Raw genomic sequence first — 14,308 nt, 5'->3', positions numbered from 1 at the left:
CCCTACACCACCGACTTTGAACCGCAACCCGGCTGCTGTATATAGGGGGCATGTCCTTACGTCCGTGGCGCGATATCGTCCGCCGTCCGAGCCGCCAGATCATGGTCGGCAACGTTCCCGTGGGTGGCGACGCCCCGGTCACCGTGCAGACGATGACCAACACGCCGACGCCGGATATCCGCGCGACGCTGGACCAGATCCGCCGCTGCGAAGAGGCCGGCGTCGACATCATCCGCGTATCCTGCCCCGACGTCGAATCGACCGCGGCGCTGAAGCAGATCGTCCGCGGCAGCCGGGTGCCGATCGTCGCCGACATCCATTTCCATTACAAGCGCGCGCTGGAAGCGGCCGACGCGGGCGCCGCATGCCTGCGCATCAACCCCGGCAATATCGGATCGTCGCAGCGGGTCGCCGAAGTCGTGCGCGCCGCCAAGGCCAACGGCTGTTCGATCCGCATCGGCGTCAACGGCGGCAGTCTGGAGAAGGACCTGCTGGAGAAATATGGCGAACCGTGTCCGGACGCCCTGGTCGAATCGGCGCTCGACCATATCAAGTTGCTGCAGGATCATGATTTCCACGAATATAAGGTCGCGGTGAAGGCATCCGACCTGTTCCTGGCGGTCGCCGCCTACCAGCAGCTGGCCGAGGCGGTGGACTGCCCGCTACATCTCGGCATCACCGAGGCGGGCGGGTTCGTCGGCGGCACGGTGAAATCCTCCATCGGCATCGGCAGCCTGTTGTGGTTCGGTATCGGTGACACGATCCGCGTCTCGCTGTCGGCGGAACCGGAGGACGAGGTGCGCGTCGGCTTCGAAATCCTGAAGGCGCTGGGCATCCGTAACCGCGGGGTCCGCGTGGTCAGTTGCCCCAGCTGCGCACGACAGGGCTTCGACGTCATCCGCACTGTGCAGGCGCTGGAGGAGCGGCTCCAGCATATCCGCACGCCGATGAGCCTGTCGGTGCTGGGCTGCGTCGTCAACGGTCCCGGCGAAGCGCGCGAGACCGACATCGGCATCACCGGCGGCGGCAACGGCAAGCACATGGTCTATCTGTCCGGCGTCACCGACCATCATGTCCAGGACGCCGACATGGTCGACCACATCGTCAGGCTGGTCGAGGCCAAGGCGGCCGAGATCGAGACGGCGGACGAGGCCGCGGATGCGGCGGGACCGCAGGCGGTGGCGGCGGAATAGGTCCTGTGGTACGTGTCAGGTCCTGAGGGAGCTGACATGACCTATCATGCCAAAGTCATCGCTGGTGGGAAAGTGGTGATCCCCGCCGAAATCCGCCGCGAGCTGGGCATCAAGGACGGCGATACGCTGGTGGTCGAGCGCACCGACAGCGGTGCCGTCCGCTTCATGACCTTCGAACAGGCGGTGCGCGCATCGCAGCAGAAAGCGCGCGCCATCTTCGGCGACGATTACACCGTCGATACGTTCCTGAACGAACGGCGAGCGGACTGGGGCGAGGAATGACGGCGGTCGTCGATGCGTCGGCCGTCATGGCGCTGATGCTGGGCGAGCCGGGGGCGGACGTCGTCATGCAAATCATCCGCGGCAGTCGTATGTCCGCGGTCAACATCTCCGAATGCTGCGCGCGCGGCGTCGAACGCGGCGCATGTCCTGCCGACGTCATGACGATACTGGATGCCTACGAAATCGACATCGTCGGATTCGACCTGCCGTTCGCCATCGAAGCCGCCAGATTGCGCGAACCGACCCGCCAGCAAGGGGCATCGTTGGGCGATCGCGCCTGCCTGGCGCTGGCGTCGACCCTGGGTCTGCCGGTCTACACGGGTGACCGGCGGCTGGCAGATATCGATCCTGCGCTGGGTATCGACGTCCACCTGATCCGATGACGCGACATGCCACCGCCATCCGGGCCTTCGGCGTCGCCGCGGGCGGGATCGCCGTCTATTCGGCGATGGATGCCATCATGAAGGGGCTGTCGATCGCCAGCGGGGCCTATGCCGCCGTGCTGTGGCGATCGCTCGCCGGCGTCGCGCTGCTGGCGCCGGTCTATCTCGCCCGTCGGAGGCCATGGCCGACCGCGGCGGCACTCCGGCTGCATCTCGCCCGTGGTGCGACCGGCGGAGCGTCGGTAGTGCTGTTCTTCTGGGGCCTCGTGCGCGTGCCGATGGCACAGGGCGTCGCGCTGACCTTCCTCGCGCCGCTGATCGCGCTGTTCCTCGCCGCCTTGACGCTGGGCGAGCGGATCCGGCGCGCGGCGATCGGCGGCTCGCTGGTCGCCAGCCTTGGCGTGCTGGCGATCGCCGCGGGGCAGGTGCAGGCACGCGCATCCGGGGATATGGTGCTCGGCAGCCTCGCCATCCTCGCCGCGTCGGTGCTCTATGCGGGCAGCCTGATCCTGCTGCGGCGGCAGGCGCAGGCCGCCGATCCGCTGGAGGTAGCGCTGTTCACCAGTGTCGTGCTGAGCGGCCTGTTGCTGCTGGCGGCGCCACGGTTCGGGGCGTGGCCGTCCGCGTCGCAGCTGCCTTCGATCGGCGTGGCGGCGCTGCTCGGATCGATCTCCGCCGTGGCGCTCGCCTGGGCCTATGCCCGTGCCGAGGCGCAGGTGCTGGCGCCGGTGGAATATACCGCCTTCGTCTGGTCGGCGCTGCTGGGCTGGCTGGTCTTCGACGAGCGAGTCTCGCCCTATACGGTGGCAGGTGCATGTCTCATCATCGCGGGGTGCCTGGTCGCGATCCGCGGCCCCTCGCCTGGTCCGCAAACGGAAGCAGCCTTATGATCCGCCCTGCCACGCCCGACGATGTCGCCATCATCCTCGACTTCGTCCGGGATCTCGCTACGTTCGAGCGGGAGCCGGATGCGGTCGAGGCGAGCGAGGCGATGCTGGCCGATGCCCTGTTCGGCCCTGCGCCCGCGGCGGAGGCGGTAATCGCCGAGGATGCGAGCGGACCGCTCGGGTTCGCGCTGTTCTTCCACAATTTCTCGACCTGGACCGGGCGCCGCGGCCTGTATCTCGAGGATCTGTACGTCACCCCGGCCGCGCGGGGAAAGGGCGTCGGCACGGCCCTTTTGCGCCATCTGGCCGCCATCGCGGTCGAGCGTGGCTGCGCGCGGTTCGAATGGTCGGTGCTCGACTGGAACGCCGATGCGATCGCTTTCTATCGATCGATGGGCGCGGTCGGCATGGAGGATTGGACGGTGCAGCGGGTGACGGGCGATGCGCTACGACGGCTCGCCGTATCGGGTTAGGCCTTCACGTCGATGTTCATCGCGACCGATATACGATCGCGGGCACCCTTATGCGGGCGAACGCCGTGGCGCACCCAGGCGGGGAAGACCACCAGATCGCCGGCGGCGGTCGGCAGGCGGCGTTCCACAGGCTGGGGCTGGCCATCGATCCCGAGCAGGCGAAATCCCGGCAGCCGCATCAGTGGCAAGGGAAAGCGCGGGTCTTCGAAGAACAGTTCGCCGCCGGCGTCCTCGCCGGCAGGCGGATCGCCCATGTCGACATAATAGACAGCCGCCCACAGCACGCCGGGGTGCGCGTGGCTCATGTTCAGCGCACCGGCGGGCGAGATGTTGGCCCACATCCTGACCGTCCATGCGACGCTCGCGGGGTCGCGGCCCTCGAAATGCGACAGCCGCCGCATGGTGCGGATGGCAAGGTCGGACAGCTGGACCGCCGCCGGGGCGCCCTAGGCGAGCATGTCGTTCGCGCTATGCCAGCCGCCGACGTTGGACCGGTTGAGACTGGGAGCCGCATCGGCCTGTGAGAGAATCGTCGTCCGCAGCGCCGCATTGAGCGCGGCGGCGTCGGTGACCTGTCCGTGCAGGATCGGCGTTTCGAACATGCCGATCTGCGCCGCGCGAATGCGCAGCGCATCGGTCGCAGGGCGGGGAGGGTGCGTCATGGTCCGCTCCCCGCCCGTCCGATCAGTCTTCGCGACCGGGAACGTCGTGATTGTGCGGCTCTTCGCCCTGCGCCTTGGCAGCGTCATAGCGCTCGATCGCCTCGCGCGTGATGCGACGCGCCTCGTCACGATCGCCCCAGACGCCGACCCGAACCCACTTCTTCTTTTCGAGGTCCTTGTAGTGGGTGAAGAAGTGTTCGATCTGCTCGAACACGATCTCGGGAACGTCGGCACGGCCGTCGACATTGGAATAATAAGGGAACACCTCGTCGACGGGAACGCAGACGAGCTTTTCGTCGCCGCCGGCCTCGTCCTCGAGGTTGAGCACCGCGATCGGACGAGCGCGCACGACGCAGCCGGGGATGAAGGGCGAGCGCGCGATCACCAGCGCATCGAGCGGATCGCCGTCCGGCGAGAGCGTGTGCGGCACGAAGCCGTAATTCGCCGGATAGCGCATCGGCGTGTGCAGGATGCGGTCGACGAACAATGCGCCGCTCGCCTTGTCGAACTCATACTTCACCGGCTCGCCACCGGTCGGCACCTCGATGATGACGTTAAGGTCGTCGGGCGGGCTCTTGCCGACCGGGATCAGATCGATACGCATTGCAGTCCCTTGTAATCTTGTTGCGATGCTGCCCCTCAGCGGGGCATCAGAAGCTTGTCGAGGCCGGTGTCACCGGTGCCAATCTTCTGCAGGCGCGGATAGCGGGGGCCGCCATGATAGTCGATGGCGACTTCGCGATACCGTGTTCCGTTCTTGACCAACAGTCGGATCGGATCCTTGGCGGTCTGTGCCGCGACGATCGCCGCCTTCATGACATCGCCGCTATAGCCGACGCCGTTCACTGCCTGCACGATGGTGCCGACATCCAGTCCCGCCTTGAACGCCGGGCTGTCCCAGATCACCGCGCTGATCTCACCGTCCTTGCCGATCGACAGGCCGATCGAATAATTGAGGTTGGTCGGGCCGGTCTTTTCGGCGTTGGTGAAGTATTTGGTCGGCTCGGCGGTATAGATCAGCTTGTAGCCGTTCATCGCGAAGCCGTTGACCGGCGCCGGCTGGCCCGTCTCGGTGATCCGCGTCTTGAGGAAACCGGCCCAGTCGTAGGGGACGATACCATTCAGCGTCGCGGCGACGTCGTCGAACGTGTAGGTCACCTCACCCCAGTCGCCGTCGCGGATGCCGAAGAACGCCTTGGCGAAATCATCGATCGACCTGGTCCCGCCCGACTTCTGGCGGAGCATCGCGTCGACCTCCATCCAGATCATCAGGCCTTCGTTGTAATAATCCTCGCTGCGCTGCCAGCTGGTCCAGCCCTTGGGCTTGCGCGACGAGATGACGGGATCGTTGGTCGTGTCGACCAGGCTGCGCCACTGGCGTGCGGGCGCCAGATCATAGGTGCCGGCGATCCCGGCATAGGCATCGAGCGTGTCCTGCTTGCTGACGAGGCCGGATCGCGCCTGCAGCACGTAGCCCCAGAATTGCGTCTGCCCTTCATACACCCACAACAACGATCCGCGCATCGGCGTGCGATAGTCGGGCGTCCACAGGTCGGCGCCGCGACGGAACTTGCCGTCCCAGCTGTGGGTGAATTCATGCGGCAGCAGGTTGCGGCTGCCCGGGCCCGCATCCCATTCGGTGAAATAGCCGGGCCGCACGCCGTTTTCCGAACTGCGATGATGTTCCAGCCCGATGCCGCCGAGCTGGTCGGAGATCGACAGCAGGAATTCGTAGTGATCGTAATGCTGCGCGCCGAACGTCCTTGCGGCCTGTTCGACCAGGCGCTTGTGCGCGTCGATCTGTTCGGGCCTAGCGGCAAGCTGGTCCGGGGAATCCGCGAACACGTTAAGGTCGACGCGCGGGGACAGCGGCCACACCTTGCCATAGCGGCCGGCGAGCACCGGCGAATCCACCAGGATTTCGTAATTGGTCTTGTCGTAGGTGTAGGTCGACCCGACGGCCTTGGCCGGCACGGCCCCCGCCGCGGTCCAGCCGGTGGGAAACTTCACCGTCATCTGCACCGGGATCTGGCGGGTGAAATAGCCGGCCGGGTACAGGCTGACCGAATTCGGCTGAAGGCTGATGAGGTTGGGGGTGACCGCGATGCGGCCCTGATCCGGCTTGGTCGCCGAGATGAACTGGAATTCGGCCTCCAGCGTCTTCACGCCCGCCGGTACGTCGATGTGAAAGGCGAAGACGTCGACCGGATCGCGCGTCCACGGCAGGATACGGCCGTTGCCGCGGATGACCAGGCCGGCGAGCTTTTCGATCTCGCCGCGCGGGCTGTGCGCGCCGGGCAGCCACTTGGGGAACAGCAGCGCCATCGGCCCCGATTTGGCGACCGGAATGGATTCGCGGACGCGGAAGATGCCGCGCTCCGTATCGGTCGCGTCCACGTCCAGCTTCAGCGTGCCGGGATAGGGAATGTCCCGCGCCGCCGGAATGGTGTCGACGAACGGCACCGGTTGCGGCGCGCTGTTCCCGGCGGGAACCTGCGCGAGTGCCGGCATGGCGACGGAGGCGAGGAGGAATGCGGCGGCGGGCGTGCGGATCATGACGGGCCTTCGGCAATAAACGATCCCGCCGGTGTAAGCTTCGGAAAGGTCAGCCGTCCACCCCTTTAGCCGCCACCCAACACGTTGATCGTGAATGCAAGCACGCCAAGGTTGAAGACGAAGGCGGCCAGGCTGTGGCCAAGCACCACGCGGCGGATCCGGCGGTCGGTGATCGACACGTCCGACGTCTGGAACGTCATGCCCAACGTCGCGCTGAAATACAGGAAGTCCCAATAGTCGGGCTGGTCGCAATTGGGAAATTCCAGCCCGCCCGCATCCTTGCCGTCGTCGTTCGCCAGATAGAACAGATGCGCATAATGCAGCGCATAGACCATATTGGAAAACAGCCAGGCGAGCACCAGCGTGGCGATCACCAGCGCGATGGCGGCGGCATCGTTGCGCCCCTTCAGTTCGCCCGCCACCGCAACCAGGATGACGATCATCGTCGCGGCCGTGATCGCCAGCAGCAGCGCGCGGTTGGCGTCGTTGTCGCGCGCCGCCCGCCGCATCCGGGCCGCCTCGCCATGGCGGAACAGCGTCGCCAGCGAGGCGAGGAACACAGCGGCGGCCAGGTCGAACGCCGCCATCGTACCGCGCCCCGCGCCGAGCGCCGGGATGAAGCCCGCGAGGCCGCCGGCGAACAGCGCCGCGAACAGCGCGAAGCGCGGCGGTGCGATCCGGCTGCCGATCCCCCAATAACGTTGCGAAGCGGTCATGCCGAGGTGCTAGCGCTTCCGCCCGCCCTCGCCTAGATACGCCCACCATATGGCCCGTATCGAAACGCCGCGCCGGGTGCGCGGAACCCAGGACATCTTTGGCGAGGAACAGCGCCGGTTCGCCCATGTGATCGACACGTTCGAGCGCGTGCGCCGGCTCTATTGCTTCGGCCGCGCCGACCTGCCCGTGTTCGAGGCGACCGAGGTCTTCGCCCGATCGATCGGCGAGACGACCGACGTCGTATCGAAGGAGATGTACACCTTTCCCGACCGCGGCGGCGATTCGCTCACCCTGCGCCCGGAATTCACCGCAGGGATCGCGCGCGCGTTCCTGACCGAGGGGTGGCAGCAATATGCGCCGCTGAAGGTCGCGACCAGCGGTGCGGTATTCCGCTACGAACGCCCGCAGAAGGGCCGCTATCGCCAGTTCCACCAGATCGACGCCGAGATACTTGGCGCGCCCGAGCCGGCGGCGGACGTCGAGCTGCTGGTGATGGCCGACCAACTGCTGCGCGAACTGGGCATCGCGGACGGGGTGACGTTGCAGCTCAACACGCTGGGCGATGCGGAAACGCGCGAGGCGTGGCGCGCCGGGCTGGTGGCGCATTTCGAGGCGCATCGCGGGGAATTGTCCGAGGATAGCCTGACCCGGCTCGAGAAGAACCCGATGCGCATCCTCGATTCGAAGGACCCGCGCGACCGTCCGATCGCGGACGCCGCGCCGGATATCGATGCCTATCTGACGCCGGAGGCGCGGGCGTTCTTCGACGCGGTGACCGCCGGGCTGGATGCCGCGGGGGTCGCGTGGACCCGCAACGCGCGTCTGGTGCGCGGGCTGGATTACTACCGGCATACCGCGTTCGAGTTCGTCACCGACCGGCTGGGTGCGCAGGGTACGGTGCTGGCCGGCGGGCGCTATGACGGGCTGGTGGAGTCGCTGGGCGGCGCGCCGACCGCGGGCGTCGGCTGGGCGGCGGGCATCGAGCGGCTGGCAATGTTGCTGGAGGAGCCGGCGGCGGAAACGCCCCAGGTCATCATGGCACTGGAAGACGACCGATTGGCTGGCCTCGCATTTCGGGCGCTCAAGGCTCTTCGCAACGCGGGTGTTTCCGCTGACCTGATCGCCACCGGTTCGCCGCGCAAGCGTTTCGACAAGGCGATGAAGATCAACGCGGGCGTTCTCGCCTCGGTTACGCGGGATCGCGAGGGGCTTCCGGCTATCAATACGCGTGCCGCGACGCCGACGGACCTGTCGATATTGGTCGAAGGCCTTCTGAACGGCGTAGAGCGATGATGCCCCCTATCATCATCCCCGCGAAGGCGGGGATCCATAGCCGCAACGGCAGCCGCGGAGACGCATCGTTCGCCAGTCTGGATTCCCGCCTGCGCGGGAATGACGGGATGTTGGGTATATGACGTCCATCTCCCGCGAACGGATCGCGCAGATCGAGGCGCGGCGCGACGAGTTGCAGGCGCTGATGGCGACCGGCGACCTGCCCAGCGACCGCTTCGTCGCGGTGTCGAAGGAATATGCCGAGCTGGAACCCGTCGCGCAGGCGGCGGGCGAGGTGCGGCGGTTGCGGCAGGAGGCGGACAGCCTCGCCTACATGGCCGAGGATACCGGCGATGAAGAGCTGCGCCAGATGGCGGCGGAGGAGCTGCGCGACAATCGCACCGCGCTCGACGCCGCCGACCGCCGGCTCGCGCTCGCGCTGCTGCCCCGCGATGCCGCCGACGAACGCGCGGCGATGCTGGAAATTCGCGCCGGCACCGGCGGCGACGAGGCGGCGCTGTTTGCCGGCGACCTGTTCCGCATGTACCAGCGCTATGCCGAGGGGCAGGGCTGGCGCGTCGAACTCATCAGCGGGTCGTCGTCGGATGCGGGCGGCTTCAAGGAGGTCGTCGCCAGCGTCACCGGCAGCGGCGTGTTCGCGAAGCTGAAGTTCGAGGCCGGCGTCCACCGCGTCCAGCGCGTGCCGGCGACCGAGGCGGGCGGGCGCATCCACACCTCCGCCGCCACCGTCGCGGTGCTGCCGGAGGCGGAGGAGGTCGACGTGCGCATCGACGAGGCGCGGGACCTGCGCATCGACGTCTATCGTTCGTCCGGCCCCGGCGGCCAGTCGGTCAACACCACCGACAGCGCGGTGCGGATTACCCACCTGCCCACCGGGCTGGTGGTGATCCAGCAGGACGAGAAGTCGCAGCACAAGAACAAGGCGAAGGCGCTGAAGGTCCTGCGTACCCGCCTGTACGAGGCGGAGCGCGAACGGCTGGCGAGCGAACGGTCGGGGACGCGCAAGGCGATGGTCGGTTCGGGCGATCGATCGGAGCGCATCCGCACCTACAATTTCCCGCAGGGGCGGGTGACCGATCATCGCATCAACCTGACGCTGCATCGCCTGCCGGAAATCATGCAGGGCGAGATGGACGAACTGATCGGCGCGCTGATCGCCGAGGACGAAGCGGAGCGGCTGGCCGCGCTGGATGGCTGATGGCTGATGGCTGCCGCTTTCGTCTCCGTCACTCCGGACATGTTCCGGGGGCCACTCTGCGGCGTGATGAAACGCGTGAGGGCGGCGGGCGTCCTGCAGACAAGGGTGGTTCACGCGAAGGCGCGAAGACGCGAAGAGTGATGAAGCCGGTGTTTCACGCGGAGGCGCGGGGGCGCGGAGGTGTGTCGTTCCGGGCGGATGGCCCGCCTGAACATCCGGGTTTCCTGACCCGGATCGGCGATGAGACGGACAGCGGCTGCGCCGGGTGCAACCCTCCGCGTCCGCCGAGCCTCCGCGCGCACCAAAGCGTCTTCGCGTCTTCGCGTCTTCGCGTGATCCCAAGGCGTTTTCGAGCGGCATGACGTCCGTCTACACGGCCCTCGCCGACGCGGCCGCGCGTTTCGCCTTTTCGGACACCGCCCGGCTGGATGCCGAATTGCTGATGGCGCACGCGCTCGGCATCGACCGCAACGCGCTGTTGCTCGACATGGAGCGTCCCGTTCCCGCGTCGTTCGCGGCCTTGGTCGCGCGGCGCGAATGCCGCGAGCCGGTCGCCTACATCACCGGCAGTCGCGGATTCTGGACGATCGACCTCGCGGTCGGCCCCGGTGCGCTGGTGCCGCGCCCCGACAGCGAAACGCTGCTGATCGCCGCCGCCGGGCATTTCGGCGCGGCGGCACCCGCGACGATCCTCGACCTTGGCACCGGCCCCGGTACGCTGTTGCTGGCGGCGCTCGACGAATGGCCGGCGCGCGGACTGGGCGTCGATCGGTCCGTGCCGGCGCTCGGTTATGCCGCGATCAATGCCGCCGCGCTGGGCATGGCGGCCCGCGCCGCCTTCATGCTGGGGGACTGGGGCACGGCGATCGATGCGCGGTTCGATCTCGTGCTCGCCAACCCGCCCTATATCGGGACCGGCGAAACGCTGCCCGACGAGGTGCGCGTCCACGAACCCGCCGGTGCGCTGTTTGCCGGCAGCGATGGTCTGGACGATTATCGTATCCTCGCACACCAGCTGCCGCGGCTGATCGCACCTGGCGGCTGCGCGGCGGTGGAGATCGGCCATACCCAGGCGATCGCGGTTTCCGCGCTGTTCGCCGAACGGGGGCTCGCCAGCGCCGTGCATCGCGACCTCGGCGGGCGCGACCGGTGCCTGCTGGTCACTCCGGAGCCATCGGCTTGAAAGAAGCGAACGCGATCCTCATATTTCGCTTGTAGGATCGGTCTCCCGCCAGCTATTGGTCGGGCCGGGGAACGCACTATCAACGCAAAATGTGGTTGATCGCAGGGTGATGACCCGCATCCTTCGTCATGTTGCCGCTGTAGCCCGGTGGCCGTGACAGGCTCGAGCGTCGCTTACGGCACGCCGCGACCCGGAGGGTTGCACCGCTTATCGGGAGCAGGGCCGTAGTGGCCGAATTGGTTTTGAGGACCAGCATACACTCTGATCATGGGACAGTAGCTTGATCAACAATCGGCAGCAGAACGGCCGTCGTCGCGGTCGTGGCGGCAACAATAACGGTGGCGGTGGCAACGGCCCACGCCAGGGTGGCCAGGGTCGGCCGGACAACGGCAATCGCATCGACAGCCGCGCGCGCGGCAATGCCAACCAGCTGTTCGAGAAGTACAAGAACCTGGCGGGCGAGGCGCAGCGCCAGGGTGACCGGGTCAATACCGAATATTACCTGCAGTTCGCGGACCATTATTTCCGGGTCCTCGCGGACCAGCGCGGCCGGTTCGAGGACAATAGCCAGCCCAAGCGCCAGCAGCCGTTCGACCTGAACGACGACGACGATTACGGCGACGAGGGCGAACCGATCCGCGCCGGCGAGCAGGACGGCGAGGGTCTGCGCGACAACCAGCGCGAACATGGCCAGCGCGACAACCAGCGCGACGGGGTGCAGCGCGAGGGTCAGCAGCGCGAATACCAGCCGCGCGACGATCGCCCGCAGCGCCGCGACCGCCAGGACGGCGAGCAGCGCCAGGCCCGCAACTGGGAAGACCGCGGCAACGGCAATCGCGACGATCGCCCGCAGCGCGAAGAGCGTGCCGCGCGCGAGGATCGCCCGCAGCGCGAGGATCGCGTCCGCCGCCCGCGGCAGGACATGGCCGAGCAGCAGCCGGTAGAGGTTGCCGGCCAGCGCCGCGCCGATCCGGTGAACGAGGGCGAATCGCTCCGCGACCGCGCCGAAGCCGTGCTCGAGGCGGATTCGCCGGTGCTGGCGCCCAAGCCGCGCCGCGGTCGCCCGCGTCGCGACGCGCAGGTCGACGGTGCCCCTGCATCGACCGAGGCGATGGCGATGCCATCGGCCGTCGCTGCGCCGGAGAGCAACGGCGTCGACGCCGATCGCCTGCCGCCGTCGCTCAACATCGCGGCGGCCAATGATGCCGATGGCGAGGCGCCCAAGCCCCGCCGTCGCCGTACCGTCCGCACCCCGGTCGCCGAAGCGCCGGCGGAATAAGCGGCCACCCGTCCAAACGAACAGCCGGCTCCTCGCGGGGCCGGCTTTTTTCTTGCCCGGGTGCCGGGGAGCGCGCTCAGTCGTGCAGCCGCTCGACGTCCTCGTCATGTCCGGTACCGGAACTCAGGAATACCAGGCCCATCAGCGCGCCGGCCATGACGACCGATCCGCCGACGCCGCCAATCACCGCCAGCATCGTCACCAGCCGCAACGGTCCATATGCCCCGGCGAGCCCGACGATCGCACCCCCGCTGCACACGGCCGCCGCCAGGATCATCCACGCCATGATCGTGCGGAATCGCTGCCAGGCGTGCGCCGCCTGCTCCGGGTCGTCCAATCCTGGCGGGGCTTCACGCATGGTTTTGCCAATGACCTGCAAACGTGGTCTGCTCAATCCCGCACCGTCTTCACCGCGGAGGAAGCCGGGCGACCGAGGAGATGATGTATGACGATCGCGGCGATTCTGAAGGGCAAGGGTAGTGACGTCGTATCGCTGCCGCGCGATGCGACGGTGCGGCAGGCGGTGACGCTGCTCGCCGACAGGCGCATCGGTGCGGTGCCGGTGGTCGACGGCGATTCGGTGGTCGGTATCTTTTCCGAACGCGATGTCGTCTATTGCCTGGCTGCGCACGGCCCCGGGGCACTGGACCGTCCGGTGGCGGAGGTGATGACCCAGCCGGTGCAAAGCGTCGGCACCGACGAACCGGCGATCGGCGCCCTGTCGCTGATGACCCGCCGCCGCATTCGCCACCTGCCGGTGGTGGACGCCGGCCGGATGATCGGATTCGTCTCGATCGGCGATCTGGTGAAGTACCGGATCGACCGGATCGAAGCCGATGCGGCGGCGATGCGCGATTACATCCAGCAAACCTGACGTTCCGGCGTACCGGGGTTCAGGCGGCGATCGGCACCGGGCGCTTGCGGATCACGGCGATCAGTTCGCGCACCGTACCGCGCGCGAACATCGCCAGCCACGCCCCGTAGGTTACCGCGCCGGCCGCGACCAGGATCGCCAGCCGAATGGGCGCGGCCAGCGGCGGCAGTGCGTGATCGACCATCATGACGACGATCGCCATGCCGACCGCCGCGATTCCCGACGGGATGATCGCCAGCGCCAGATCGCGCCTGCGGGCACCGATCACTGGCAATGCCCGCCATGTCGATGCGAACAGATATAGCGGATAGGCCGCGACCCAACTCCACGCGAGGCCGATCGGTCCCCAGCGTACGCCGATCAGAAACGCAGCACCGAGCAGCAACGCCCCCACCGCACCGTTTTGCGCGCTCACCCCGGGGCGCCCCCGTGCATCGCAGGCCGGTGAATACAGCACCTGTACCGTCATGAACGGCATGGCGAGGGCGATCAGCCGCACGACCGGCGCCACTTCGACCCATTTCGCATCGAGCGCGGTCAGCACCAGCGGTTCGGCGGTCACGGCAAGGCCGAGGTAGAAGGGCATCGCCATCAGCATGATGATCCGCACCGATTGCACGAAAGCGCGCGCCACCGCATCATCGTCGTGCTGGATGCGGGCATAGGCGCTGAAGGCGACCTCGTTCAGCGGCGGCACGACCTTCGACACGAAGATCTGCGCCAGGAACAGCGCGGTCGTATAAATGCCCAGCGCGTGCGCGTCGAACGATCGGCCGCCGATCAGGACATCGACCTGGCTTTGCAGAAACCAGAAGAACTGTCCCGCCGCCATGATCCCGCCATAGCGGGCCAGATGCCCCGCACCGCGAAAGTCGAAGCTCGGCCACATCAGCGATCGGGCGCCCCAGGTCAGTATGGCGGCGCGGACGGCGTAGAGCGCGATCGGCGCCCAGACGAGCGTCCACACCCCCCAGCCAGCCAGCGCTCCGCCAAGGGCGGCGGCCGCTCCGGCCAGCGAGGCTGCGATGTTCGCCGTCGCCTGCCGTCGAAATTCCATCGCACGGCTCAGCAGCGCATACGGGAGCGCAGCGAAGGGTGTGATGACATAGATGAGTGCCTGGACACGCAGCAGCTGCGCAACCTCGGGCTGGCGATAATAAGCGGCGGCGATCGGTGCGATCGCGATCTGCCCGAGTGCCAGCAGGGCGTTGACGGCGATGAGCATGCCGAACAGCTGCCGCGTCTGTCGGCGCGTCACATCGTCGCGCTGGATCAGGCCACTTGCCAGTCCATAGCCGTTGAGCATGTTCAGGAAGACGAGGACCACG

The 14,308-nt window shown here is 67.5% G+C and carries 17 protein-coding genes (1 of these 17 running past the window's edge); 10 read left to right on the top strand and 7 right to left on the bottom strand.

Annotation, left to right across the window (positions count from 1 at the left end; genetic code table 11):
- The first annotated feature begins 50 nt into the window (after positions 1-50).
- The 5 genes from ispG to GTH33_RS03295 are packed head-to-tail and all read left to right on the top strand — an operon-like array spanning position 51 to position 3,218.
- Positions 51-1,193, top strand: coding sequence for a flavodoxin-dependent (E)-4-hydroxy-3-methylbut-2-enyl-diphosphate synthase (ispG, locus tag GTH33_RS03315; RefSeq protein ID WP_163957080.1), 1,143 nt, complete (start codon positions 51-53; stop codon positions 1,191-1,193).
- Positions 1,194-1,229: 36 nt separating this feature from the next.
- Positions 1,230-1,475 carry an AbrB/MazE/SpoVT family DNA-binding domain-containing protein gene (locus GTH33_RS03310; RefSeq protein WP_163957079.1) on the top strand — a complete coding sequence of 82 codons (246 nt, stop codon included), beginning with the start codon at positions 1,230-1,232 and terminating at the stop codon, positions 1,473-1,475.
- Positions 1,472-1,858 (top strand): type II toxin-antitoxin system VapC family toxin, encoded by a 387-nt coding sequence (locus tag GTH33_RS03305; RefSeq protein WP_163957078.1) that lies wholly within the window; start codon positions 1,472-1,474, stop codon positions 1,856-1,858. Before GTH33_RS03310 ends, GTH33_RS03305 begins: the two co-directional genes overlap by 4 nt.
- Positions 1,855-2,748 (top strand): DMT family transporter, encoded by an 894-nt coding sequence (locus GTH33_RS03300; RefSeq protein ID WP_163957077.1) that lies wholly within the window; start codon positions 1,855-1,857, stop codon positions 2,746-2,748. The genes GTH33_RS03305 and GTH33_RS03300 overlap by 4 nt, the downstream gene beginning before the upstream one ends.
- Positions 2,745-3,218, top strand: a complete 474-nt coding sequence (locus GTH33_RS03295; protein WP_163957076.1) for a GNAT family N-acetyltransferase — start codon at positions 2,745-2,747, stop codon at positions 3,216-3,218. The genes GTH33_RS03300 and GTH33_RS03295 overlap by 4 nt, the downstream gene beginning before the upstream one ends.
- Here GTH33_RS03295 and GTH33_RS03290 read toward each other — a convergent pair.
- The 5 genes from GTH33_RS03290 to GTH33_RS03270 form a co-directional block, all read right to left on the bottom strand.
- Complete coding sequence (locus GTH33_RS03290) at positions 3,215-3,619, bottom strand: putative 2OG-Fe(II) oxygenase (RefSeq protein ID WP_163957075.1); 405 nt, start codon at positions 3,617-3,619, stop codon at positions 3,215-3,217. The genes GTH33_RS03295 and GTH33_RS03290 overlap by 4 nt on opposite strands.
- A 45-nt stretch (positions 3,620-3,664) precedes the next feature.
- Positions 3,665-3,880, bottom strand: a complete 216-nt coding sequence (locus tag GTH33_RS03285) for a hypothetical protein (RefSeq protein ID WP_163957074.1) — start codon at positions 3,878-3,880, stop codon at positions 3,665-3,667.
- Between the two features lie 22 nt (positions 3,881-3,902).
- Complete coding sequence (gene ppa / locus GTH33_RS03280; RefSeq protein WP_163957073.1) at positions 3,903-4,484, bottom strand: inorganic diphosphatase; 582 nt, start codon at positions 4,482-4,484, stop codon at positions 3,903-3,905.
- 35 nt (positions 4,485-4,519) lie between these two features.
- Positions 4,520-6,436: a M61 family metallopeptidase gene (locus GTH33_RS03275; protein ID WP_163957072.1), complete on the bottom strand. Its 1,917-nt coding sequence runs from the start codon at positions 6,434-6,436 to the stop codon at positions 4,520-4,522.
- Between the two features lie 65 nt (positions 6,437-6,501).
- Complete coding sequence (locus GTH33_RS03270) at positions 6,502-7,152, bottom strand: DUF1345 domain-containing protein (protein ID WP_163957071.1); 651 nt, start codon at positions 7,150-7,152, stop codon at positions 6,502-6,504.
- Positions 7,153-7,201: 49 nt separating this feature from the next.
- Here GTH33_RS03270 and hisS point away from each other — a divergent pair, with 49 nt between their 5' ends.
- From hisS to GTH33_RS03250, 4 genes are all read left to right on the top strand, one after another.
- Positions 7,202-8,446, top strand: a complete 1,245-nt coding sequence (gene hisS / locus GTH33_RS03265; protein WP_163957070.1) for a histidine--tRNA ligase — start codon at positions 7,202-7,204, stop codon at positions 8,444-8,446.
- A 118-nt stretch (positions 8,447-8,564) separates the two neighbouring features.
- Positions 8,565-9,644: a peptide chain release factor 1 gene (prfA, locus tag GTH33_RS03260; RefSeq protein ID WP_163957069.1), complete on the top strand. Its 1,080-nt coding sequence runs from the start codon at positions 8,565-8,567 to the stop codon at positions 9,642-9,644.
- Positions 9,645-10,002: 358 nt separating this feature from the next.
- Complete coding sequence (gene prmC, locus GTH33_RS03255; protein ID WP_163957068.1) at positions 10,003-10,827, top strand: peptide chain release factor N(5)-glutamine methyltransferase; 825 nt, start codon at positions 10,003-10,005, stop codon at positions 10,825-10,827.
- A 280-nt stretch (positions 10,828-11,107) separates the two neighbouring features.
- Entirely contained in the window at positions 11,108-12,106 is a 999-nt protein-coding gene (locus GTH33_RS03250; RefSeq protein WP_163957067.1) for a DUF4167 domain-containing protein, read from the top strand.
- A gap of 76 nt (positions 12,107-12,182) precedes the next feature.
- Here GTH33_RS03250 and GTH33_RS03245 read toward each other — a convergent pair whose 3' ends face one another.
- Positions 12,183-12,464 (bottom strand): hypothetical protein, encoded by a 282-nt coding sequence (locus GTH33_RS03245; protein WP_163957066.1) that lies wholly within the window; start codon positions 12,462-12,464, stop codon positions 12,183-12,185.
- A gap of 87 nt (positions 12,465-12,551) precedes the next feature.
- Here GTH33_RS03245 and GTH33_RS03240 point away from each other — a divergent pair, with 87 nt between their 5' ends.
- Complete coding sequence (locus tag GTH33_RS03240) at positions 12,552-12,980, top strand: CBS domain-containing protein (RefSeq protein WP_163957065.1); 429 nt, start codon at positions 12,552-12,554, stop codon at positions 12,978-12,980.
- A gap of 19 nt (positions 12,981-12,999) precedes the next feature.
- On the opposite strand, the gene GTH33_RS03235 is transcribed toward GTH33_RS03240, so the two are convergent.
- Positions 13,000-14,308, bottom strand: the 3' portion of a protein-coding gene (locus GTH33_RS03235) for a lipopolysaccharide biosynthesis protein (RefSeq protein ID WP_163957064.1). It continues 179 nt past the right edge of the window; 1,309 of the gene's 1,488 nt are visible here — the last part of the coding sequence; its start codon lies off the right edge, out of view — the gene reads right to left on this strand; its stop codon occupies positions 13,000-13,002.

The sequence above is a fragment of the Sphingomonas insulae genome, assembly GCF_010450875.1.
Classification (GTDB): Bacteria; Pseudomonadota; Alphaproteobacteria; order Sphingomonadales; family Sphingomonadaceae; genus Sphingomonas; species Sphingomonas insulae.
The sequence above is the reverse complement of the archived record's forward strand: the minus strand, read 5'-3'. Positions and strand labels throughout refer to the sequence as shown.